Source organism: Streptomyces achromogenes, from assembly GCF_030816715.1.
GTDB classification, from domain to species: Bacteria; Actinomycetota; Actinomycetes; order Streptomycetales; family Streptomycetaceae; genus Streptomyces; species Streptomyces achromogenes_A.
In genome coordinates this window covers 1574889-1596280 of the sequence record NZ_JAUSYH010000001.1, presented here as the reverse complement: position 1 = coordinate 1596280, position 21392 = coordinate 1574889, and the positions used below count along the sequence as shown (strand labels likewise).

The window sequence follows — 21392 nt, the reverse complement described above, 5'->3', positions numbered from 1 at the left end:
AGGGCGGACGCGTCAGCCCGCCGACTCCGCCGCGTGCGGGCTCAGCGCGCCCGTCGCGACCAGGGCGATGATGACGATGCCGAGGACGACGCGGTAGTAGACGAACGGCATGAACGACTTGGTGGAGATGAACTTCATGAACCAGGCGATGACCGCGTAGCCCGTCGCGAAGGCGATCACGGTCGCGAACAGCGTCGGCCCCCACGCCACATGGCCACCCTCCAGGGCGTCCTTCGTCTCGAAGACCCCGGAGGCCAGCACGGCCGGGATGGCGAGCAGGAAGGAGTAACGCGCCGCGGCCTCGCGCTTGTAGCCCATGAACAGGCCGCCGCTGATGGTGGCGCCGGAACGCGAGACGCCGGGGATCAGCGCGCAGGCCTGGCAGAGGCCGAAGATCAGGCCGTCCTTGACGCCCAGGTTCTCCAGGGTCTTGCGCTGCTTGGGCGCACGGTGCTTCCCGCCCGTCTCGTCCCGGGCCGCGAGGCGGTCGGCGACGCCGATCACGACGCCGACGACGACGAGCATGGTGGCGGTGATCCGCAGGTCGCGGAACGGTCCCTCGATCTGGTCCTTCAGGGTCACGCCCAGCAGGCCGATCGGGATGGAGCCGACGATCACCAGCCACCCCATCTGGGCGTCGTGGTCCTTGCGCACCGTCTTGTCGAACAGCGACCGGCTCCACGCCGCGATGATCCGCCCGATGTCCTTGCGGAAGTAGATGAGGACCGCGGCCTCCGTGCCGATCTGCGTGATCGCCGTGAAGGCGGCGCCGGGGTCTTCCCACCCGGAGAACGCCGCGGTCAGCCGCAGATGCGCACTGGAGGAGACGGGGAGGAACTCGGTCAGCCCCTGGACGAGTCCGAGGATGAGGGATTCAAACCAAGACATGAGGTTACGGAGTCCAAGTGCCGATCGGAGCGGGGCGACGGCGACGGCGGGCCGCCGCGACCGTTGATTCAAGAGTGTGCAAAGGAAGCGTAGCGGTCTCGTGTGCCGCCTCGTTCACAGGGGTTTCGGGGGACGCCCCGGCCGGAGACCGGGCAGCCGCCCCAACGGACCGCGGCGCGCGTGCGGCGTACGGCCGGGCCGCAAACGCGGGGCTGCGGGGGCAGGCCGACGGTGGGCTGCGGGGGCCCGCCGCGCGTGGTCTGCCGAGGGGCCGGCGGCACGGGTGCGCACGGTTGACCGGCCGCCCGGCCGCCGCATACGTTGCTGGCGACGGGAAAGCGCTTGCTGTGCCCACGTACTGCACCCCACGTACTGCACGCTTCCCCCTCGTCGCTGGCCCGCCCGGCTGAACGGCCGCACGTCACAGGAGTGCTGATCACGTCCATGTCCCCCTCCACTCCGCCCCGGATCCCCCTCGACGGCCGCCGCATCCGGGCCGCTGTCGTCGGCGTCGGCGCCATCGGCCGCGGTTCCCACCTGCCCGCCCTCCAGCGGCTCGCCGCCGAGGGCGAGACCGAGGTCGTGGCGGCCGTTGACATCGATGCCAACGCCGTCCGGGCCTTCTGCGCCGACGGCGGCGTCCCGCACGCCTACACCGATCTGGAGCGGATGCTGGCGGAGCAGCGCCCCGACCTCGTGACCATCTGCACCCCGCCGACCCTGCACCGCGAGCAGAGCGTGGCCGCGCTGCGGGCGGGCGCCTGGGTGTGGTGCGAGAAGCCTCCCGTGCCGACCCTCGCCGACTACGCGGCGGTGGAGGCGGAGGAGGGCACGCAGGGCGGCCCGTACTCGTCGATCGTCTTCCAGCACCGCTTCGGCTCGGGGACGCGGCACGTGCGGCGGCTGCTCGCCGAGCGGGCCCTCGGACGGCCGCTCGTCGTGCACTGCCAGACCACCTGGTACCGCGACACCGCGTACTACGCCGTCCCCTGGCGCGGTCGCTGGCAGACCGAGGGCGGCGGCCCGGCCATGGGCCACGGCATCCACCAGATGGACCTCATGCTCGACCTCCTCGGCCCGTGGAGCGAGGTGCGCGCGATGGCCGGCCGGCTCGTGCACGACCTGGAGACGGAGGACGTCTCCACCGCGCTGGTCCGCTTCGAGAGCGGAGCCCTGGCCACGGTCGTCAACAGCGTCCTGAGTCCCGACGAGGTCAGCCGCATCCGCATCGACTGCGAGCGCGCCACCGTCGAGCTCACCCACCTCTACGGCCACTCCAACGCGGACTGGCGCGTCACCCCCGCCCCCGGTGTGACGGGCGACGAGGCGGCGGCCTGGCAGGACTTCGGCGCGGACGTCCCCAGTTCACACCTCGCGCAGCTGCGCGAGCTGGTCGCGAGCATGCGCGCCGGGCGCAGGCCGCGCGGCAGCGGCGCCGACGGACGCACCAGTCTGGAACTGGTCACCGCGCTGTACAAGTCGGCGTTCACCGACACGACGGTACGGCGGGGCGAGATCGGGCCCGGCGACCCCTACTACACGGCGCTGCACGGCGGCGCCCCGGGATGGGCTCCCGGCACGGGGAAGGGCACGGGCACGGGCGCCGACCCGGACCCGGCGCAGGCGGAGGTGCCCGCATGACGGGGGAGCTGAGGCTCGTCCACGCCCACGGCGACCGCGTCACGGTCACCGACCCGGCCACCGGCGTGGAGCTGCTCGCCTACGTCTACCGTCCGGAAGCCGCGTGGGAGGCGCCGAAGCCGTACCTCCACCCGATGCGGACCCTGGCCGGCGACGTCGTCACCGACTACCGCCCCAACGACCACCGCTGGCACAAGGGACTGTCGCTCACCGCCTCCCACCTCTCCGGGGCCAACCTGTGGGGCGGCAACTCGTACGTCCACGGCGACGGTTATCTCGAACTGCCCGAGCGCGTCGGCTCGATGACGCACACGTGCTTCGACGAGGTCGCCGCCAGGGACGGCCGGGCCGTCATCGCCGAGTGCCTGGACTGGCGGCCGCACAGCGGGGAGCTGTGGGCGCGGGAGTCCCGCCGGATCGAGGTGCACGACGTCGACCACGCCTCCGGCTCCTGGGCGCTGACCTGGACCAGCGCCGTCGTCAACCGCCGGGAGGAACCGCTGCGCTTCGGCAGCCCGACCACCGCGGGGAGGGAGATGGCCGGCTACACGGGCCTGTTCTGGCGCGGCCCGCGCGCCTTCCGGGACGGCCGCATCATCGGCCCGGGCGGGGAGGGGCCGGGGCTGATGGCCTCGCAGAGCCCCTGGCTCGCCCTGTCCGGCGAGCACGACGGCGCCGACGGCCACGCGACCGTCGTCTTCGCACACGCGCCCGAGAACGACCACGACGGCGCCCGGGGCGGGCACCCCGCCCACTGGTTCGTCCGCAACGAGCCCTTCGCGGGCATCGCCCCGTCCTGGGCGTTCTTCGACGAACTCGAGCTCGCCCCCGGCGAGACGCTCACGCGCCGCTATCGCGTCGTCGTGGCCGACGGCGCCTGGGAGCGGCCGGAGATCGCCAAGTACCTCGAGGAGCATCCCTGGTGAGCGGGTACGCGGGCCTGCCCGGCGGCGTCGCGGTGTCGCGGCTGCGCGTGCACGACTGGCCCGCGTCCGACGGGACGAGGACGACCCGCGCATCACGGTGCTGATGCGGAACAGCGGGCTGCCCGAAGCGGGCGACGCGGTGCTCACCCTGCCCCCTCGGTACCTCGCCGACCCGCAGACGTACGCCGCCGTGACGGCGATCCCCGCCGACGCCCCGGAGGCGGAGCAGGTCCGGATCGCCCGGGCCCGGCGGGGTCTCGCGCCGGAGGGCTACCGGGCGCTGCGCGAGGGGCCGGACATCGCGGCCGTCCTGGCCGCCTTCCACCGGGCCGCCGCCGCGCTCGTGCGGCCGCGGCTCGCCGAATGGCGTGAGCGCCGGCTCCGCGGTGCGCGGGCGGCGGCGCAGGCCACGGCGGAGCAGTCGGACCGGCTCGCGGACGGGGACGTCTCCCACCTCGCCGAGGCGGTCGTACGGGCCGAGGAGCCGTCTGCGTACGGGAAGTTCGGGAGGTGCGGCCGGCTGGACGTGTACCGGGCGTAGTGGCCGGACGGACCGGTCACCGCGTCACGCGCGGGGACCGGTCACGGCGTCAGGCGCGGCGCAGGTGGTGGCGCTTGCGCCAGGCGACCGCCGCGCCGCCGAGCGCCGGCAGGGCGATGCAGCCCAGGGCGATCAGGAAGGCCGGCGAGGTGGGGGAGGAGGCGCGGGCCCCGGCCACGACGTACGCGGCCGTGTTCGGGACCGAGCCGAGCGCGGTCGCGATCAGGAAGGACGGCCAGCTCATCCGCGAGACCGCGGCGCAGTAGTTCGCGGCCGCGAACGGAACGCCGGGAAACAGCCGGGCCGCCAGCATCGAGCGCAGGCCGTGCCGGCTGAGCTGCCCGTCCGCCGCCGTGAGCAGCCGTCCGCGCAGCAGCGGACGCAGGGCGTCCTGGCCCAGCAGGCGGCCCAGCCCGAAGGCCGTGCCGGCCCCCAGCACCGTGCCCGCCAGCGCGGAAGCGATGCCCCACTGCGAGCCGAACAACGCGCCCGCGGCCAGGTTCAGCAGTGGTCTCGGCACGAACGCCACCGTGCACAGCCCGTACGCCACCGCGAAGACGACGGCAGCCGACGGGCCGCTCAACTGTGGTGGCCAGCCGTCCGCGATCAGCTTCTGCGGCTCGAAGAGCAGCACGCTCGTGGCGGCCGCGACGAGCAGCGCGACCAGCAGAGCGAGTCGGGACCAGGGCGAGAGCAGCACTGCCGTGCAGCGCGCGCCGAAACGGCCGGGCGCGGGGACCGCGGCCGTGACGCGGTCGACGACGGGTGGGACGGCGGGCGTGACGACACCCGTGACGACGGGCGGGACGGCGGGGACGGCGAGCTCCGTGGCGATGGCCCGGGGAGGGGCCGTGGCGGTGCCGCCAGAGCGGGTGGTGGCATCGAGCATCCAGCGACAGTAACCGAAGGAGATGTGTGATCGCCGTATGGTGCGTTTCATGACCGTCACAAGTGCGGGTGCTCCCGGCGTGCCGGACAGCGCTCTCGCCGACACCGTGCTGGAGCGGCTGACGACCGTGTACGGCGCTGCGGCCGACCCCGCCCGGGCGGCGGCGATGCGCGCGTACATGAAGGACGTCGCCCCGTTCCTGGGCCTGCCCACGCCCGACCGCCGGGCCCTGTCCCGCACCGTTCTGGCTGGCTCCCCGCGCCCCGGCGAGGACGACTGCACGGCGATCGCGCTGCGCTGCTGGGCGCTGCCGCAGCGCGAGTACCACTACTTCGCCGTCGACTACCTGCGCCGCCACGCGGGACGGCTGTCCTGCGCATTCCTGCCGACGGCCCGCCGGCTCGTCGCCACGACGTCCTGGTGGGACACCGTCGACCTGCTCGCCGCCCACGTGGTCGGCGCCCTCGTCGCGGCCGATCCCCGGCTCACCGCCGACATGGACGCCTGGATCGCCGACGAGGACCTGTGGGTCGCCCGCACCGCCCTGCTGCACCAGCTGACCTACAAGGACCGCACGGACGCGGACCGCCTGTTCGCGTACTGCTTGCGCCAGTCCGGGCACCCCGACTTCTTCGTGCGCAAGGCCATCGGCTGGAGCCTGCGCGAGTACGCCAAGACCGACCCGGAGGCCGTCCGCGCCTTTCTCGCCCGCGAGCGGGGCAGGTTCGCGCCGCTGAGCGTGCGCGAGGCGCTGAAGAACATCGGCGGCTTCCCGGCAGGATGACGACCGGGCGACGGCCGAACCCGCCGAAAACCCTTCGACACCGACACGAACCGTCCGCGATGATCGACGACATGTTCCGGTACGCCTTCCTCCTCGCCGCATCCGCAGTCGCGGATGCCCCGAAGGCTGCCGTCCCGCCTTTCCCGGCCGCTGTCGACGGCGCCCGAAGCTGACCCTCTCCGGATCGTCCGGCGGACCCCGCAGGGGGAGGGTCGGGAAGTGATCCGGGGTCCGCGTTCCTCTGGAACTCCTACGGACACGCTTCGAGGTACAGCCATGCCCAAGACCGCCTACGTGCGCACCAAGCCGCACCTCAACATCGGCACCATGGGTCACGTCGACCACGGCAAGACCACCCTGACCGCGGCCATCACCAAGGTCCTCGCGGACCGCGGGACCGGCGCCTTCGTGCCGTTCGACCGCATCGACCGCGCCCCGGAGGAGGCCGCGCGCGGCATCACCATCAACATCGCGCACGTCGAGTACGAGACCGACACCCGCCACTACGCGCACGTCGACATGCCGGGTCACGCCGACTACGTCAAGAACATGGTCACCGGCGCCGCGCAGCTCGACGGGGCGATCCTCGTCGTCTCCGCGCTCGACGGGATCATGCCGCAGACCGCCGAACACGTCCTGCTCGCCCGGCAGGTGGGGGTCGATCACATCGTGGTCGCGCTCAACAAGGCCGACGCCGGGGACGAGGAGCTCATCGACCTCGTCGAACTGGAGGTCCGCGACCTGCTCACCGAGCACGGCTACGGCGGCGACGCCGCGCCCGTCGTCCGGGTGTCGGGACTGAAGGCGCTGGCGGGCGACCCGCGGTGGACGGCGTCGGTCGACGCGCTGCTCGACGCGGTGGACACCTATGTGCCGCTGCCCGAGCGGTATCTCGACGCGCCGTTCCTGCTGCCCGTGGAGAACGTGCTCACCATCACCGGACGCGGGACCGTCGTCACCGGGGCGGTGGAGCGGGGCACGGTACGGGTGGGCGACCGGGTCGAGGTGCTCGGCGCGGACGTCGACAGCGTGGTGACGGGTCTGGAGACGTTCGGCAAGCCCATGGACGAGGCGCAGGCCGGCGACAGCGTCGCGTTGCTGCTGCGCGGTGTGCCGCGCGACGCGGTGCGCCGGGGTCATGTGGTGGCCGCCCCCGGCAGTGTGACGCCCCGACGCAGGTTCTCCGCCGAGGTGTACGTGCTGTCGACGCGGGAGGGCGGCCGTGCCACGCCCGTCTCGACCGGCTACCGGCCGCAGTTCTACATCCGCACGGCGGACGTCGTCGGGGACGTGGACCTCGGGGAGACCGCCGTGGCGCGGCCCGGTGAGCGGGTCGCCATGACCGTCGAACTGGGCCGCGAGGTCCCGCTGGAGCCGGGGCTCGGCTTCGCCGTCCGCGAGGGCGGGCGGACGGTGGCGGCGGGCACGGTGACAGCCGTCCTGTGAGCACGGCCCACGTGCAGGGGGCGGGCCGCGGACGCGTGCCGCGGTCCGGCAGGCACGGCGGGGGGACCGCGGACGCGCGTCGCGGTCCCCCCGGCACAATGGGAGCGTGAACGACCAGGTGAGCCGGCAGGCGAACGACGACCCCGTACCCGTGTCCCGAGCCGTCGACCACGGCGTCGCCAAGCTGATGCCCGACGTCGACCGGGAGCGGGCCTGGCTGCTGACGGTCGACGGCGCTCCGCAGTCGTACGTCGACCTGGACGAGCCGACCCACCTGGAGTTCGAGTACGCGCGCCGCCTCGGCCACGTCCTGGACACCGTCGCCGGGCCGGGGCGGCCGCTGGACGCGCTGCATCTCGGCGGCGGCGCGCTCACCCTGCCCCGGTATCTGGCCGCGACCCGGCCGGGCTCCCGGCAGGACGTCGTCGAGTTCGACCACGGCCTGCTGGACCTGGTCGCCGAGTGCCTGCCCCTGCCGGCGGGGGCAGGCATCGCCCTGCACGCCGCGGACGCGCGGGCCTGGCTGGAGGCGGCGCCGGACGACTCCGCCGACGTACTCGTCGCCGACGTCTTCGGCGGCTCGCGGGTCCCCGCCGCACTCACGTCCCTCGCCTACGCCCGGCAGGCCGGACGGGTCCTGCGCGGTGACGGCGTCTACCTCGCGAACCTCGCGGACTCGGCGCCGTTCGGCTTTCTGCGCTCCCAACTCGCCAACCTGGCGGCGGTGTTCGAGGAGCTGGTGCTCATCGCGGAGCCGGCCGTGCTGCGCGGCCGCCGGTTCGGCAACGCGGTGCTCGCCGCCGCGCACCGCCCTCTCGACGTGACCGCCCTGGCCCGCCGCACGGCCTCCGACGCGTTCCCGGCCCGGGTCGAGCACGGCCCCGGCCTGCGCCGCTTCGTCGGGGACGCGCGCCCGGTGCGGGACGAGGACGCCGTCCCCTCTCCCGAGCCGCCCGAGGGCGCGTTCGGCATCGGCTGATCGTCGCCCCCGCCCCGCCTTGCCGGCACCGCGCGCCCTCCTGGCACGGGCTCGTCAGTTGTGCGTCGGCGTTCCGTGGAGGCGCACGGTGCTGAGGATCTGCATGATCGTGGCCGTCGGGAGCTCGTCCTTCACGCCCTTGGCTCCGTAGAGGTTCCATGACACGAAGTCGCCGGTGGAGTTCTTGAAGCCGAACGTGATCGCCTTGCCGTCGCTGTCGCACTTGCCCTTCTGGGGCGTGTTCGTCGACTGGGCCCAGGCGTAACTGCCCTTGATGCCCGAGGCGGTGGTGAAGGCGGTGGCCTTCTTGTCGAAGGTGAGGCTCTTCTTGTCCGGCTCGGTGTAGCCGCCGAACACCCACCAGGCGGGCGTGTTGATCGCGATCTCGTCGGTGGTCTTGGCGCCCTCGGCGCCCTTGGAGCCGACCACGGCCAGCGCGGTGTCCTCGGTCTTGCCGTCCTTGTCGGAGTCCGTGGAGCACCACTTCGACTTGAACTCCGCCGTCCCCCCCTGAAGGATCCGGTCGTAGCCGTCGGACTTCTTCTTGTCCTCCCATTCGAAGCCCTGGCTCAGGCCCGGCGACTGGACCTCCCAGTCCGCGGGCACGTCGTAGGCGAGGCCCCACTTGGGGTTCACGACGACCTTCCAGCCGGCGACGGTCGGCTTCTCGGTCTCGTTGCCGCGCGGGTTGTCGTCCGTGCCGGACGAGGCGGAATCCGAGGCGGACGTGGAGGTCGTCGGGCTCGGGCTGCTCTTGGTCACGTCGGTCTTCTCGTCGTCACCGCCGCCCAGCACGAGGAAGCCGGTGACTCCGGCGGCCACGACGACGGCGGAGGCGGCGACGATCGCGACCAGCTTCGTCCGGTTGCCTCCGCCCCCGGGCCCGCCGCTGCCGCCGGGCGGCGGGGACACGACCGTCGGCGCCGGAGCGCCCCACTGGGGCTGCTGGGCATAGGGGTTGGGCTGCTGCTGGTAACCGGGCTGCTGATACGGATTCGGCTGCTGGTATCCCGGCTGCTGGTACGGGTTGTTCTGCGCCTGCGGGTTCTGCTCTCCCCCGGGGGGCTGCTGTCCTGGCCACATGGCCAGAAACCCTAGTGCCGTGCGGGACACGATTCGGTCACCGCCCCTTGTCAGGGACGTACCGAATCGGGGTTCCGCCGGCCGGAACACGCGCACTGTGTCCGTGAACTCCCGGATTGCGGCGACGGCCCGGCAGCGCCCGGATCCCGTCCAGGTCACCGGACGTCGGGCGTGCGGGGCTCGTCACACCGGTCTGGTCAGCTGAAGCTACTCGCAGGTAACCTCCGGGTATGAGCGCAGACCAGATGTCCGTCGGCGAGATGCTCGCCGCCACCGTGCCGATGGCCCGGACCCTCCACCTCGAGTTCCTGGAGGCCGGCCCGGAGAAGGCCGTGGTCGTCCTGCCGGACCAGGGCGAGTTCCACAACCACGTCGGCGGCCCGCACGCCGGGGCGATGTTCACGCTCGGCGAGTCCGCCAGCGGCGCGATCGTCCTCGCCGCGTTCGGCGACCAGCTCTCCCGTGCGGTGCCGCTCGCCGTCGGCGCCGAGATCGCCTACCGCAAGCTCGCCATGGGACCGGTCACCGCCACCGCCACCCTGGGCCGTCCGGCCGCCGAGGTGGTCGCGGAACTCGACGCCGGGGAGCGCCCCGAGTTCCCGGTCGCCATCGAGATCCGCCGTGCCGACGGGGCCGTCACCGGCGAGATGAAGGTCATCTGGACCCTGCGTCCCAACGGCTGACCCCGCTCGGCGCACCTGCGGCGGCCGTCGGAGCCGCGTCCCGCGGATGCGGTGCCGTGTGCGACCACGTCATGCCGCCGACCGCTGCGCCGGTTCCCGTTCCTGCCTCTTTTCCGGTTCCTGTTTCTGCTCCCGTTCCCGTTCCCGTCCCTGCTTCCGCTCCTGCTCCCGTGTGACGTCGCCGTCCTCCGGGCTCGCGACGAACTCCTTGAGCCAGGCCGTGAACTCCGGTCCCAGGTCGGGCCGGTCGCAGGCGAGGCCGACGACCGTGCGCAGATAGCCGGCCTTGTCGCCGGTGTCGTAACGGCGGCCCGAGAAGACCACGCCGTGCACCGTGCCGCCCGCCGCGAGTTCCTGGAGGGCGTCGGTCAGCTGGATCTCACCGCAGCCGTAGAGGTGGACCTGCTCCGGCGGGACCTCCATGAGGGCGACCACGCCGCCGGCGTACCGGTCGCGGACATCGAGCATCCTGCTGAGCAGGGTCTCGCGCGGGTCGATGAGGTCGTCGCCCAGCAGCACGGCGAACGGCTGGTCGCCCACGTGGTTGCGGGCGCAGAGCACCGCGTGGCCGAGGCCCAGCGGGTCGCCCTGCCGGATGTGGTGGATGTCGGCGAGGCGGGCCGGGTCGCGCACCGCGTCCAGTCGCACGGTGTCGCCCTTCGCGGCGAGCGCCTGTTCCCGTTCGAAGGCGTGGTCGAAGTGGTCCTCGATGGCCCGCTTGTGCCGCCCCGTGACCGTCAGCAGGTCGTCCAGGCCGGCGGCCGCCGCCTCCTCGACGACGTACCGGATGGCCGGCTTGTCGACGACCGGCAGCATCTCCTTCGGGGTCGCCTTGGTGGCGGGGAGGAACCGGGTGCCGAGACCGGCGGCGGGGACGACTGCTTTGCGGGCCCTGGGTGCGCGGCGGGAGGCGCTCATGGCGATCATGCTGACCGACGGTGACGGGAGTACGCCGAGAGCCGCCTCGGAGAATCCCGTGGATCGTTGGCTCCGGCTCCCGGGCGGGTGGACGAGGCCGCCGAGACGGACCCGAAGTCGGAGATTCGGTGCACCATCCCACTTTCCACGGGCACAAGTTGAACCCGGCCGTCCGGTGGATTTTCGAAAACGGGTACGGATACCGCCGGTAACTTATCTGAAATTGCCGCGCTTTGAACTTGGGTCACTCGAACTCCTTGTTTCCCGTGAGGCGCGTGTGCGAAGGTGAGCCTCCCCTTACGGAAGGGTCGGATCCGGCCAACGCGCCTGGTCAGGCCAAAGGTACGCACCAATCAGGCACCTGCTTTCCGACGACGTCCTATTCCGTGCCGTTCGTCGGCTTGGAAGGAATTGGTTCCGTGCAATCCCCCAACCCCCCACGCCCGCCCCACCCGCCCCGGCCCGGCTGGACCCCCGGGGATTCCGACCCCCAGCTCGTCGCCCGGCTGGCCGGGGACGACGGACGGCACCGCGCGATCGCCCTGCTCTTCGCCCGCCACTGGCGAGCCGCTCACGACTACGCGACCGTCTGTCTGGCCGGTACCGAGGACACCGCGCGACTGGTGGCCGCCGCAGCGTTCCACGAGGTGCTGGGCCGCCTCGCGGGCGGGCGCACCGGAGGGGCCCTGCGTCCCCAGCTCCTCGTCGCCGTCCGTGAGACGGTCCGCGAATGGGCCGGCGCCGAAGGCGTTTCCGCGGTTCTGCCGGAGCTGCGGAAAACCGTAGGCGGCCGTGGACTGCGCGCCGCGCGACCGGTGACCGCAGAAAGGCGGCAACTCGCGGAACGGGCTTTCCAGTTGCTCCCGGCGGCCTCCCAATGCCTGTTGTGGCACACCGAGGTCGAGTCGGAACCCATAACCGTACCGGCCGGTCTGTCGGGCATGGACGCCGTGACCGCCGCAGCCGTCCTGGAACAGGCACGGGAACAATTCCGGGCGGCCTGCGTACGCGCCCACCGGGAACTGGCGCCGACCAGCGAATGCCGCTTCTACAACCGCCTCCTCGACGTCCCCCTGCGCCGCGGCGGAACCCTGCTGCCCGATGTCCGGCAGCATCTCGCGCACTGCCGCTTCTGCCGCCACGCCGCCGAACAGCTCAGCCACTTCGACGGCCAACTGGACGTCCTGCTCGCCGAGACCGTGCTCGGCTGGGGCGCGCTGCGCTACCTCGAGTCACGTCCCGCCCGTACGGCCGCCGCCGACGCCGCTCCCCGGCCCGCCCCCGGGCGTCCGCTCGCCGGGACCGGCCGTCACCGCACCACGTCGGCCGGCCTGCTCGCCCTGCCGGGCAGGCGGCCCACGACCGTGCTCGTGGGCGCCGGACTCACCGCCCTCGCGCTGGTCGCGACCGTCTTCGTGGCCAGGGGCTGGACGGACGACACCGGCGTCCCCGCACCCGGGGCCACCTGGGGCGCGCCGGCCGGCGGCATCAGCGCCCCGGGCACCGCCGCGCAGGGCGGCCCGGGCAGCCGTTCGTCCTCCGCCTTTCCGTCGGCCGCGTCCGCCTCGCGGTCCACGGAGATCGCGCGCGGCAGGCTGCGCGGCCCGGACACGGAACTCTGCCTCGACGTCCGGGGCGGCCGGGCGGCGACCGGAGCGGCGATCGTCCTCACGTCGTGCTCGCAGGCCGCGACCCAGCAGTGGTCGTACGAAGAGGACGGTGTGCTGCGCAGCTCCGCCGATCCCACGCTCTGCCTGGCCGCCGATCCGCACCACCGCACGACCGCCCTGGCCGGCTGTCTGGTGCACTCCGGCGAGACGTTCTTCGACCTGACCGTCCGTGGCGAGCTCGTGCTGCGCCGGAACGACGATCTCGTGGTCGCCCGCGACGCCGACGGCTCGGGCAGGAGCCTCGCCGTCGCCCCGCGGGACGGTTCCGCCGGACAGCGGTGGCTGTTCGACACGGCCGCCCCGTCGGCGGGGCAGCCCGGCCCGCAGGTCCGCGGCTCGGCGGAGCCGCCGGACCCGAAGGCCGTGGTGCCGCCGGACGCACCCGCCCCCGGGGACGCCGCACCCGGCGCCCCCGACCCCGCTCCGAAACCCGCCGAACCCACGCCGTCGGCACCGCGGTTCCACACGAGAATCGTCCAGGTGGACTGCTGCGACCCGACAGGTGACACGGGCGCCTCGGACGGGTCAGGCACCGCAGGCGCCGCGGATGCCGCGGATGGTTCGGATGCCCCAGGCACCCCAGGCACCCCAGGCACCCCAGGCACCCCAGGCGCTCCAGGCACCCCAGGCGCTCCAGGCACCCCAGGCGCTCCGGGCGCTCCGGGCGTTCCGGGCACCTCACGCGTCGCGGGCGACTCGAGCGGCCGGCCGGTCTCCGCGGCGCTCCTCCGGGTCCTTCCCGTCAAGCTCGGCGGACAGCGGGCGCCGGGTGGCCCCGTCGCCGGCGTCACGAGGGCCCTCGGCCGCTGAGCGGCGGGCCGGGCCGGGGCGGGGAGCGCGAGGACGAGAAACCGGCCGCCGGCCGGGCCGCGGGGTGCGGACCGTCCCGCAGCCCGGCCGTGACGATGTCGATCACGTTCGTCGGCCCGTCGGCCCGTCGGCCGCCGCGGGGTCCGGGTGGTGGGCCGACCGGTGCCCGGTCGCCGTCGTCGACTGCCCGAGCGGAACCTGTGGTTCGTCCTGCGCGTCCCGGATATGGGGAGGCGGTGCGCCGCACCACCGGACGGCTTCGGGCCCGGCCGACCCGGTAGGCTTCGCCGGAGCCCGCAAGCCAAGGGACGTCGAACGGGAGGAACCGCGGTGCACGTGCAGGAATGGCTGGACTCGGTGCCCGCGATCGCCGTCTACGCGATGGTGGGCCTGGTCATCGGCCTCGAGAGCCTCGGCATCCCGCTGCCCGGCGAGATCATCCTGGTCTCGGCCGCGCTGCTGTCCTCCCAGCACGGCGGCATCAACCCCGTCGTGCTCGGCGCCTGCGCCACCGCCGGCGCCGTCATCGGTGACTCCATCGGCTACGCCATCGGCCGCAAGGGCGGACGTCCGCTGCTGGCCTGGCTCGGCGCGAAGTTCCCCCGGCACTTCAGCGAGGGGCACATCGCCACCGCCGAGCGGTCCTTCGAGAAGTGGGGCATGTGGGCGGTCTTCTTCGGCCGGTTCGTCGCCCTGCTGCGCATCTTCGCCGGCCCGCTCGCGGGCGTCCTGCACATGCCGTACTGGAAGTTCCTCGTCGCCAACGTCCTCGGCGGCATCGCGTGGGCGGGCGGCACGACCGCGGTCATCTACTACGTGGGCGTCGTCGCGGAGTCCTGGCTGAAGCGGTTCTCCTGGCTGGGGCTGGTGCTCGCGGTGCTGATCGGCCTGACCTCCATGCTGGTGATCAAGCGCAAGGCCAGGAAGATGCAGACGGCGCAGCCCGCGTCCGAGCCGGAGCCGGTGACCGCCGGGGAGTGACGCCCCTCTCGCACGAGGGGCGCGAACCGCGGTCTACTCCCCGTGGATCGCGTCGTGCGCCTTGGCCAGATCCGCGTACAACGTGCCGTTCAGCGTGACCCCTTGACGCTCCTCCGGCGTCAACTCCCGCCTGACCTTGGCCGGTACGCCTGCGACCAGTGACCCCGGCGGGACCTGCATCCCCTGCGGCACCAGTGCCTGCGCGGCGACCAGCGAACCCGCCCCGATCACCGCCCCGTTCAGCACCGTCGCGCCCATCCCGACGAGGCAGTCGTCCTCGACGGTCGCGCCGTGCACGACGGCGTTGTGGCCGACGGAGACCCGCTCGCCGATGGTCACCGGAAACCCGGGGTCGGCGTGCAGCGTCACGTTGTCCTGGACGTTCGCGTCCCTGCGCACGGTGATCCGCTCCACGTCGCCGCGCACCACCGCCCCGTACCAGACGCTCGCGCCCGCCTCCAGCGTCACGTCCCCGACCACCGAGGCCGTCGGCGCCACGAACGCCTCCGCGTCGACCTGGGGTTCCCTGCCGCCGATGCCCACGATCAGCGCCCTGTGCGTCATCACCGTCTCCTCGTGTCCGTCGTCTCCGCGCACCGTACGCCACCCGGTGGGGCGAAGATCACAGGGCTGTGGTCCCGTGGCCCCGGCGCCGCTGAGTACGGTGAGCGGGTGCCCAAGCGCAAGAACACGTTCTCATCATGGCGGCGCCGCCTCGTGCAGCGCGCCGTCCACGCGGGCTGGGCCTGGGTGCAGCGCACGGGTTCCGTGACCGCCGAGCGCCCCGGACGCTTCCGCTTCGGCTCGATGGGCGCGGGCACCCGGCTCGCCTTCCCGCTCGGCACGGTGTTCGGGGAGCCGTGGATCCATCTGGGGGCGCACTGCATCGTCGGCGAGCAGGTCACCCTGACCGCCGGTCTGATGCCCGACCTCGATCTCGGACCCGACCCGATCCTGCGCCTCGGCGACGGCGTGGTTCTCGGCCGGGGCAGCCATGTCATCGCCGACACCACCGTCACCATCGGCAGTGACTGCTACTTCGGCCCGTATGTGTACGTCACGTCCACGAACCACTCCTACGACGACCCGCACGAGCCGATCGGCAAGCAGTGGCCGCGGATGGAGCCCGTGGAGATCGGCCCCGGCTGCTGGATCGGCACGGGCGCGGTGATCCTGCCGGGTGCGCGGATCGGCCGCAACGTCGTGGTGGCGGCCGGGGCGGTGGTGCGCGGCCCGGTTCCCGACCACTCGGTGGTCGTGGGTGCCCCTGCCCGGGTCGTACGGCGCTGGACGTCCGCCGACGGCTGGCAGCCGCCGCTGCGCACCCCGCCCCCGGTGCCGATACCCGACGGCGTCACCCCGGACCAGCTGGTCGCGCTGTCGGAGCTGGACGAGGAGACGGTGGAACGCCTCGCCCAACTGGAGCCCGAGGGCTGAGACGGGTTCGGAGGCGGCCACGAGGTTCGGGGCCACGGCAACGCGGTTCGGGGCACGGCCGGCGGGCGGCTCAGCCGGTCGCCAGCAGCAGCGTGCCCACGAGGGCGAGCCCCGCGCCGGCCGCCTGGAGCCCGCGGAGCCGTTCGCGCAGCAGGCCGCGCGCGGCGAGGGCGGTGACGACCGGGTAGAGGGATGCGAGCACGGCGGCCACCGTGACCGGCCCGTGCTGGGCGGCGACGACATAGGTGCCGTTCGCCGCGACGTCGGCGAGGCCGACGAAGGCCAGGGCCGGCAGCGAGCGCCACGGGAAACCGCCGTCCGGGAGGGCGCCGGCGCCCCTCCGCACGGAGACGTACAGCGCCAGACCGCCGACCACCACACTGACCGCGCGCTGGACGAAGAGGGCGAGAAACAGGCCGGTGACCGTGGTCGACGCCTCCGCGATCAGGGCGAACACCGCGCCGAAGCCGAAGGCCGCGACGAGCGTGAGCAGGATGGCCCGCCGCTGCACGGGCGCGCCCCGCAGCTGCGGTCCGCCCGCGAGGACGACCCCGAGGACGGCGACCGCGATCCCCGCGATCTGCAGCAGTCCGGGCCGCTCGCCGAGGAGGAGGCCCACGCCGACCGGGACGGCCACGCCGACCGTGCCGAGCGGGGAGACCACCCCCATGGGGCCGAGCGCGAGCGCCTTGTAGAAGCAGAGCAGCGCCACCGGGCCGACCGTCCCGGCGGCGACCGCGAACCACAACCGGGGCCCGGCGTCGTCCCAGCCGCCGGTGGCGAACACGATCGCGCCGAGGACCGCCGCCGCGATCGCCTGCGAGACGACGACCACCGTCAGCGCGGGGGTGCGCCGGGTCAGCAGACCGCCGCCGAAGTCGGCCAGTCCCCACAGCAGGCTGGTGGCGAGGGCGAAGAGTGCTGTCACGGATCTCTCGCAGTACAGTTCGGTGGACGATCGGGTACACCACACCGTAGTGCAGTGGAGTGAACCCTGTCATTCAACATATTGCCCTCATCTCCTGGATGGAATGTGTCGGACCTCGACCTGCTGACCCAGTCCCTGGCGCGCAATGTCAAGCGATGGCGCACCGAGCGCGGATTCACCCTCGACGCGCTCGCGGCCCGCGCGGGCGTCAGCCGCGGCATGCTGATCCAGATCGAACAGGCCCGCACGAACCCCAGCATCGGCACGGTCGTCAAGATCGGCGACGCCCTCGGGATCAGCGTCACCACCCTGCTGGACTACGAACGGGGCCCGAAGGTCCGCATCGTCCCCGCCGACCAGGCGGTACGGCTGTGGCACACCGACGCGGGCAGCTACAGCCGCCTTCTCGCCGGCGCGGAGGCGCCGGGCCCGCTGGAGATGTGGGACTGGCGGCTCATGCCCGGCGAGGGCAGCGGCTCCGACCCGCACCCGGCCGGCACGGTCGAGATCGCCCACGTCACCGCCGGCGAACTGACCCTGACCGTCGACGGCGCCGAGTACCGCGTCGGGGCGGGGGCGAGCGTCACGTTCGAGGCCAACACCGCGCACTCCTACGCCAACCGCGGGGAGGTGCCGACGGAGATGGTGCTGACCGTGTCGGTGCCCCCGCCCGCGCACTGAGCCGGCGGACGGAGGGCCGGGAACGGGCTGTTAGCGTGCGGCCATGCGCGCACCCATCGGACACTTCGACACCGCCGCCCCGGCCCCCTACCGCCTCGACGAGCTCCCCGGCCCGGTCGCCGACGCCGTACGCCGCTGGAGCGGCAGCGTGCCCGCCGAGCGGATCGTGCACGTCGACACCGATCCGCAGTGGGCGGACACCGCCGTCTTCGTCGAGCACTACGGCCGTGAGCTGCTGGAGCAGTCCGCGAACTGCGTCGTGGTGGCCGGCAAGCGGGGCGGTGAGACGACGCTCGCCGCGTGCGTGGTCCTGTCCACCACGCGGGTCGACGTCAACGGCGTCGTGCGCCGGCGACTCGGGGCCCGCAAGGCCTCGTTCGCCCCGATGGACCTGGCGGTGGGCGAGACCGGCATGGAGTACGGCGGGATCACGCCGATCGGGCTCCCCTCCTCCTGGCCGGTGCTGGTGGACGCCGCGGTCGTCGACCTGCCCTATGTGCTGGTGGGCAGCGGGCGCCGGCGCGGGAAGCTCCTGGTGCCGGGCAAGGCGTTCACCGAACTGCCGGGCGCGGTGGTGCTCGAGGGTCTCGGGCTGCCCGTGGGCTGAGGCCCGAGGCGTGCTCGGGGTTGCCGGGTGCGCGTGGGTTGCGGGGTGTCGGCGGGCTGAGGCCTACGGCGTGCTCGTGGCGGCCGCGTGGTGGGCGAGGGCCCGGTGCGGGTCCTCCTCGCCGGGCACCGCCAGCGGGTCGGCGTGCACCAGCGCGGCCGTCAGGCGTGGCACCGCGTGCAGCAGGGCGTGTTCGGCCGCCACGGCCACTCCGTGCGCCTGACGTACCGTCAAGTCGCCGTCCACGACGACCGCCACCTCGGCACGCAGCCGGTGCCCGATCCAGCGCAGCCGCAACTCGCCCACCCCGCGCACCCCTTCGACGCCCCGCAGGGCCCGCTCGGCCCGGTCCACCAGCGCCGGGTCGACGGCGTCCATCACCCTCCGGAACACCTCCCGGGCGGCGTCGCGCAGCACCAGCGCGATCGCCGCCGTGATCGCCAGCCCCACGACCGGGTCCGCCAGGCGCCACCCGAGCGCCGAGCCGCCCGCGCCCAGCAGCACCGCGAGCGAGGTGAACCCGTCCGTGCGGGCGTGCAGTCCGTCCGCGACCAGCGCGGCCGAGCCGATCGAGCGGCCGACCCGGATGCGGTACCGCGCGACCCACTCGTTGCCCGCGAAACCCGCCAGCGCGGCCAGGGTGACGGCCCCCAGGTGGTCGACGGGCCGCGGGTCCAGCAGCCGCTCCACCGCCGTCCAGCCCGCGAAGGCCGCGGAGGCGGCGATGGTCAGGACGATCGCGATGCCCGCCAGATCCTCCGCCCGCCCGTAGCCGTACGTGAAGCGGCGGGTGGCCGCCCGCCGGCCCAGGACGAAGGCGATGCCGAGAGGGACGGCCGTCAGCGCGTCCGCCGCGTTGTGCACCGTGTCGCCGAGCAGGGCCACCGACCCGGAGAGCGCGACCACGACCGCCTGCGCCGCGGCCGTCACGCCGAGCACCGCGAGGGAGACCCAGAGCGCGCGCATGCCCCGCGCCGAACTCTCCAGCGCCGGGTCCAGTTTGTCGGCGCTCTCGTGGGAGTGGGGGGTGAGGAGATGCCCGAGGCGGTGGCGCAGACCGCGGGCGCGGGAGGCGACGGAGGCGGCGGCGGTCGCGGAGGGCGGAGGGGAGCCGGTGTGGTCGGCATGGTGGTGCGGGTGGTCATGGGCGTGATGGTGGGCCCGGTGGTGCGCGTGGCCGTGGGCATGCGCATGGGCCTGATCGTGGGCGTGGGGGGTGGAGTGGTGGTGCGCGTGACCGTGACCGTGCGCGGGGTGGTGCTCGCCGTCGGTGCGGTGCTCGCCGTCGGTCCGGTGTCCTCGGTCGTGCCGCTCGCTCACGTCGATCCCCTTCCGGTGTGCCGGGGTGGACGGGTGCGCGCCCACCCCGTCATTATGTGCGTATGAGCGCACGCATGCACCTGTCATCTGCACACCATGCGCATCCGCGTACCCCCGGCGAGGAACAGTTCGCCCTCGCCGCCGAGCTGCTCGCCCTCCTCGGCGACCGCACCCGTCTCGCCCTGCTGCACGAACTGACCTCGGGCGAGGCCGACGTGAGCACGCTGACCGAGGCCTGCGGCGCGGCCCGGCCGGCGGTCAGCCAGCACCTGGCGCGGCTGCGGCTGGCCGGACTGGTCAGCACCCGCAAGGACGGCCGCCGCGTGGTCTACTCGCTCTCCGACGGGCATCTGCGCCGCCTGGTGGACGAGGCGCTGAACGTGGCGGACCACCGGCTCGGCGACGAGCCGCCGCACGACTGACCGGCGGCTCAGTAGCGCTCGGCCGTCCCGAGGTACTGCTCCGCGAAGGCTGCGGCCGCGGCCGGCGAGGTGAACAGCCGGCGCAGCCGGGCGGACGTGGCGCCCGCGCGGAACGGGTCGCCGGCCGCCGCCCCGTGGTAGACCTCGGACAGCCACTGCGAGAACTCCTGGTAGTCCCACACCCGGCGCAGACAGGCCCGGGAGTAGCCGTCCAGGCCGTCCCCGTCGCCCGCGGCCACGGCGGCGACCAGCGCGTCGCCGAGCAGGAACGCGTCGTGCAGGGCGAGGTTCATGCCCTTCGCGGCGATGGGCGCGACGAGGTGCGCCGAGTCCCCGGCCAGGAAGAGCCGCCCGTATGTCATCGGCTCGACCACGTAGTCGTGCAGGTCCAGCACCCGCTTCTCGATCAGCGGACCCTCGGTGAGCGGCGGGGCCCCGGCCCCCTCGAGCCGCCGGTGCAGCTCGGACCAGATCCGGTCGTGCGACCAGTTCCCGGGGTCGTCGCCGGGCGGACACTGGAGGTAGTACCGGGTCACCTCGGGGCTGCGGGCCATGTGCCCGGCGAACCCGTTCGGATGGACCCCGAACAGGACGCAGTCGGAGGACGGCGGCGCCTCGGCGAGCAGGGCCAGCCAGCCGACGCCGTAGTCGTGCCGTGCGATCCGCGCGTGGCCGGCCGGCATCGCGGCCCGGCTCACCCCGCGCGCGCCGTCCGCGCCGACCACGAAGTCACAGGTCAGCAGCCGCCGTTCGCCCGACTCGGGGCAGGTGTACGACACCGAAGGACGAGCGGAGTCGAGGCCGTGGAGCTCGACGTCGCGGACCGCGAAGCGCGCGTCGCCGCCACGCACGTCCACGTACTCGCGAACGAGGTCGGTCACCAGCAACGGTTGGGGGCACACCCAGTGGTGATGCCCCGTCAGTTGGGTGTAGGAGAGGCGGTGGCGCTCGCCGCCGAAGCGGAACTCGCACGCCGAGTGCCGCTGCGCCCGCTCCACCAGGCCGTCGGCCAGGCCGCGTTCCCGCAGTCCGCGGACGGCCCACTCCTCGATGACTCCGGCACGCGGCCGTCGCTCGATGGCCGCACGGCTCTCCGCCTCCAGTACGACACAGCCGACGGACGCGGCGCGCAGGATGTTCCCGACGGTCAGACCCGCGGGTCCCGCGCCCACGACGACGACCGAAGTGTGCTGAGCGGGGGAGGAGTCGGTGGTCACCCGCCCATTATGGGCGGGCCCCCAGCCGGGGGATCTCGATGGCCGGGCAGCGGTCCATGACCATCTTCGGGCCGGCCGCCCGCGTGCGCTCGTAGGCCGCCTCGTCGACGACGCCGAGCTGGAACCACACCGCCTTCGCGCCCTTGGCCACCGCCTCGTCGGCGACGGCTCCCGCGAGCTCGCTGTTGACGAAGACGTCGACGACGTCCACCTCGAAGGGGATGTCCACGAGGGACGCGTACCCCCGCTCCCCGTGCACCGTCTCCGCCTTCGGATGGACGGGCACCACCCGTTTGCCGAAGCGCTGCAGCACCTCGGCGACGCCGTAGGCCGCGCGGCTGCGGTTCGTCGACAGGCCGACCACGGCCCAGGTGTCACCGAGTCCGGTGAGGATCTCGCGGATCGTTGCCTCGTCGCCGTACACCGGCGGCCTCCTCTGGGTAGTGGGTCGTCACAGCCTGCCCCCCGCTGCAACACCGCACGGCGCACCCTCATTCCGGCTCCTGCCTGCGTACCGCGCTCCGCCCGCCTAGGCTCGCCC

At 73.5% G+C, this 21392-nt stretch carries 21 protein-coding genes and 1 pseudogene; 13 read left to right on the top strand and 9 right to left on the bottom strand.

From position 1 onward, the window contains the following. Nucleotides 1-12: 12 nt before the first annotated feature. Complete coding sequence (locus QF032_RS07185) at nt 13-888, bottom strand: undecaprenyl-diphosphate phosphatase (protein ID WP_307040943.1); 876 nt, start codon at nt 886-888, stop codon at nt 13-15. 444 nt (nt 889-1332) lie between these two features. Between QF032_RS07185 and QF032_RS07180 the strand changes: the two genes are divergently transcribed. From QF032_RS07180 to QF032_RS07170, 3 genes and pseudogenes are all read left to right on the top strand, one after another. Beyond that, nucleotides 1333-2529 (top strand): Gfo/Idh/MocA family protein, encoded by a 1197-nt coding sequence (locus QF032_RS07180; RefSeq protein WP_307055470.1) that lies wholly within the window; start codon nt 1333-1335, stop codon nt 2527-2529. Next, nucleotides 2526-3455 carry a DUF6807 domain-containing protein gene (locus tag QF032_RS07175; protein ID WP_307040939.1) on the top strand — a complete coding sequence of 310 codons (930 nt, stop codon included), beginning with the start codon at nt 2526-2528 and terminating at the stop codon, nt 3453-3455. Before QF032_RS07180 ends, QF032_RS07175 begins: the two co-directional genes overlap by 4 nt. Continuing rightward, nucleotides 3449-3996, top strand: a pseudogene (locus QF032_RS07170) (cupin). Before QF032_RS07175 ends, QF032_RS07170 begins: the two are co-directional and overlap by 7 nt. Nucleotides 3997-4045: 49 nt before the next feature. On the opposite strand, the gene QF032_RS07165 reads toward QF032_RS07170, so the two are convergent. Next, on the bottom strand, nt 4046-4885 hold the full coding sequence (locus tag QF032_RS07165; RefSeq protein WP_307040937.1) for a TVP38/TMEM64 family protein: 840 nt from the start codon (nt 4883-4885) through the stop codon (nt 4046-4048). A gap of 49 nt (nt 4886-4934) precedes the next feature. On the opposite strand from QF032_RS07165, the gene QF032_RS07160 reads away from it, so the two are divergent. The 3 genes from QF032_RS07160 (at nt 4935) to QF032_RS07150 (ending at nt 8094) form a co-directional block, all read left to right on the top strand. Then, complete coding sequence (locus tag QF032_RS07160) at nt 4935-5669, top strand: DNA alkylation repair protein (RefSeq protein WP_307040935.1); 735 nt, start codon at nt 4935-4937, stop codon at nt 5667-5669. A 276-nt stretch (nt 5670-5945) separates the two neighbouring features. Next, nucleotides 5946-7115, top strand: a complete 1170-nt coding sequence (gene tuf, locus QF032_RS07155; protein WP_306954329.1) for an elongation factor Tu — start codon at nt 5946-5948, stop codon at nt 7113-7115. A gap of 187 nt (nt 7116-7302) precedes the next feature. Beyond that, nucleotides 7303-8094 carry a spermidine synthase gene (locus QF032_RS07150; RefSeq protein ID WP_307049950.1) on the top strand — a complete coding sequence of 264 codons (792 nt, stop codon included), beginning with the start codon at nt 7303-7305 and terminating at the stop codon, nt 8092-8094. Nucleotides 8095-8148: 54 nt separating this feature from the next. Here QF032_RS07150 and QF032_RS07145 read toward each other — a convergent pair whose 3' ends face one another. After that, nucleotides 8149-9177, bottom strand: coding sequence for a hypothetical protein (locus tag QF032_RS07145; RefSeq protein WP_307040933.1), 1029 nt, complete (start codon nt 9175-9177; stop codon nt 8149-8151). A gap of 245 nt (nt 9178-9422) precedes the next feature. Between QF032_RS07145 and QF032_RS07140 the strand changes: the two genes are divergently transcribed. Then, nucleotides 9423-9860: a DUF4442 domain-containing protein gene (locus QF032_RS07140; protein WP_306956199.1), complete on the top strand. Its 438-nt coding sequence runs from the start codon at nt 9423-9425 to the stop codon at nt 9858-9860. Nucleotides 9861-9929: 69 nt separating this feature from the next. Here QF032_RS07140 and QF032_RS07135 read toward each other — a convergent pair whose 3' ends face one another. Continuing rightward, nucleotides 9930-10778, bottom strand: coding sequence for a UTP--glucose-1-phosphate uridylyltransferase (locus QF032_RS07135; RefSeq protein WP_307055469.1), 849 nt, complete (start codon nt 10776-10778; stop codon nt 9930-9932). A gap of 419 nt (nt 10779-11197) precedes the next feature. Here QF032_RS07135 and QF032_RS07130 point away from each other — a divergent pair, with 419 nt between their 5' ends. Next, on the top strand, nt 11198-13258 hold the full coding sequence (locus QF032_RS07130) for an RICIN domain-containing protein (RefSeq protein ID WP_307055465.1): 2061 nt from the start codon (nt 11198-11200) through the stop codon (nt 13256-13258). 330 nt (nt 13259-13588) lie between these two features. Next, a complete protein-coding gene (locus QF032_RS07125; RefSeq protein WP_306954334.1) occupies nt 13589-14239 on the top strand; it encodes a DedA family protein in 651 nt (216 codons plus the stop codon). Between the two features lie 33 nt (nt 14240-14272). Here QF032_RS07125 and QF032_RS07120 read toward each other — a convergent pair whose 3' ends face one another. Then, nucleotides 14273-14803: a gamma carbonic anhydrase family protein gene (locus tag QF032_RS07120; RefSeq protein WP_307040927.1), complete on the bottom strand. Its 531-nt coding sequence runs from the start codon at nt 14801-14803 to the stop codon at nt 14273-14275. 108 nt (nt 14804-14911) lie between these two features. Between QF032_RS07120 and QF032_RS07115 the strand changes: the two genes are divergently transcribed. Further along, nucleotides 14912-15676 (top strand): acyltransferase, encoded by a 765-nt coding sequence (locus QF032_RS07115; RefSeq protein WP_307040926.1) that lies wholly within the window; start codon nt 14912-14914, stop codon nt 15674-15676. A 70-nt stretch (nt 15677-15746) separates the two neighbouring features. On the opposite strand, the gene QF032_RS07110 is transcribed toward QF032_RS07115, so the two are convergent. Next, nucleotides 15747-16604 carry a DMT family transporter gene (locus QF032_RS07110; RefSeq protein WP_307040924.1) on the bottom strand — a complete coding sequence of 286 codons (858 nt, stop codon included), beginning with the start codon at nt 16602-16604 and terminating at the stop codon, nt 15747-15749. A gap of 105 nt (nt 16605-16709) precedes the next feature. Between QF032_RS07110 and QF032_RS07105 the strand changes: the two genes are divergently transcribed. Together QF032_RS07105 and QF032_RS07100 are read left to right on the top strand one after the other, a co-directional pair. Next, complete coding sequence (locus QF032_RS07105) at nt 16710-17285, top strand: helix-turn-helix domain-containing protein (protein WP_307040923.1); 576 nt, start codon at nt 16710-16712, stop codon at nt 17283-17285. Between the two features lie 43 nt (nt 17286-17328). Next, nucleotides 17329-17892, top strand: a complete 564-nt coding sequence (locus tag QF032_RS07100) for a YbaK/EbsC family protein (protein ID WP_307055464.1) — start codon at nt 17329-17331, stop codon at nt 17890-17892. Between the two features lie 63 nt (nt 17893-17955). Here QF032_RS07100 and QF032_RS07095 read toward each other — a convergent pair whose 3' ends face one another. Continuing rightward, nucleotides 17956-19212: a cation diffusion facilitator family transporter gene (locus QF032_RS07095; protein WP_373430304.1), complete on the bottom strand. Its 1257-nt coding sequence runs from the start codon at nt 19210-19212 to the stop codon at nt 17956-17958. A gap of 62 nt (nt 19213-19274) precedes the next feature. On the opposite strand from QF032_RS07095, the gene QF032_RS07090 reads away from it, so the two are divergent. Continuing rightward, a complete protein-coding gene (locus QF032_RS07090) occupies nt 19275-19634 on the top strand; it encodes an ArsR/SmtB family transcription factor (protein ID WP_307040921.1) in 360 nt (119 codons plus the stop codon). A gap of 8 nt (nt 19635-19642) precedes the next feature. Here QF032_RS07090 and QF032_RS07085 read toward each other — a convergent pair whose 3' ends face one another. Continuing rightward, entirely contained in the window at nt 19643-20851 is a 1209-nt protein-coding gene (locus QF032_RS07085; RefSeq protein WP_307055463.1) for a 4-hydroxybenzoate 3-monooxygenase, read from the bottom strand. Nucleotides 20852-20858: 7 nt separating this feature from the next. After that, nucleotides 20859-21275 (bottom strand): CoA-binding protein, encoded by a 417-nt coding sequence (locus tag QF032_RS07080; RefSeq protein ID WP_307040919.1) that lies wholly within the window; start codon nt 21273-21275, stop codon nt 20859-20861. Between the last annotated feature and the right edge of the window lie 117 nt (nt 21276-21392).

Excerpts from the sequence above, each read along its gene's own strand:
- QF032_RS07140 (WP_306956199.1), top strand. The coding sequence starts at position 9,423 with ATGTCCGTCGGCGAGATGCTCGCCGCCACCGTGCCGATGGCCCGGACC.
- QF032_RS07120 (WP_307040927.1), bottom strand. The coding sequence starts at position 14,803 with ATGACGCACAGGGCGCTGATCGTGGGCATCGGCGGCAGGGAACCCCAG.
- QF032_RS07185 (WP_307040943.1), bottom strand. The coding sequence starts at position 888 with ATGTCTTGGTTTGAATCCCTCATCCTCGGACTCGTCCAGGGGCTGACC.
- QF032_RS07175 (WP_307040939.1), top strand. The coding sequence starts at position 2,526 with ATGACGGGGGAGCTGAGGCTCGTCCACGCCCACGGCGACCGCGTCACG.
- QF032_RS07150 (WP_307049950.1), top strand. The coding sequence starts at position 7,303 with ATGCCCGACGTCGACCGGGAGCGGGCCTGGCTGCTGACGGTCGACGGC.
- QF032_RS07160 (WP_307040935.1), top strand. The coding sequence starts at position 4,935 with ATGACCGTCACAAGTGCGGGTGCTCCCGGCGTGCCGGACAGCGCTCTC.
- QF032_RS07145 (WP_307040933.1), bottom strand. The coding sequence starts at position 9,177 with ATGTGGCCAGGACAGCAGCCCCCCGGGGGAGAGCAGAACCCGCAGGCG.
- QF032_RS07180 (WP_307055470.1), top strand. The coding sequence starts at position 1,333 with ATGTCCCCCTCCACTCCGCCCCGGATCCCCCTCGACGGCCGCCGCATC.
- QF032_RS07165 (WP_307040937.1), bottom strand. The coding sequence starts at position 4,885 with ATGCTCGATGCCACCACCCGCTCTGGCGGCACCGCCACGGCCCCTCCC.
- QF032_RS07090 (WP_307040921.1), top strand. The coding sequence starts at position 19,275 with ATGAGCGCACGCATGCACCTGTCATCTGCACACCATGCGCATCCGCGT.
- tuf (WP_306954329.1), top strand. The coding sequence starts at position 5,946 with ATGCCCAAGACCGCCTACGTGCGCACCAAGCCGCACCTCAACATCGGC.
- QF032_RS07100 (WP_307055464.1), top strand. The coding sequence starts at position 17,329 with ATGCGCGCACCCATCGGACACTTCGACACCGCCGCCCCGGCCCCCTAC.
- QF032_RS07135 (WP_307055469.1), bottom strand. The coding sequence starts at position 10,778 with ATGAGCGCCTCCCGCCGCGCACCCAGGGCCCGCAAAGCAGTCGTCCCC.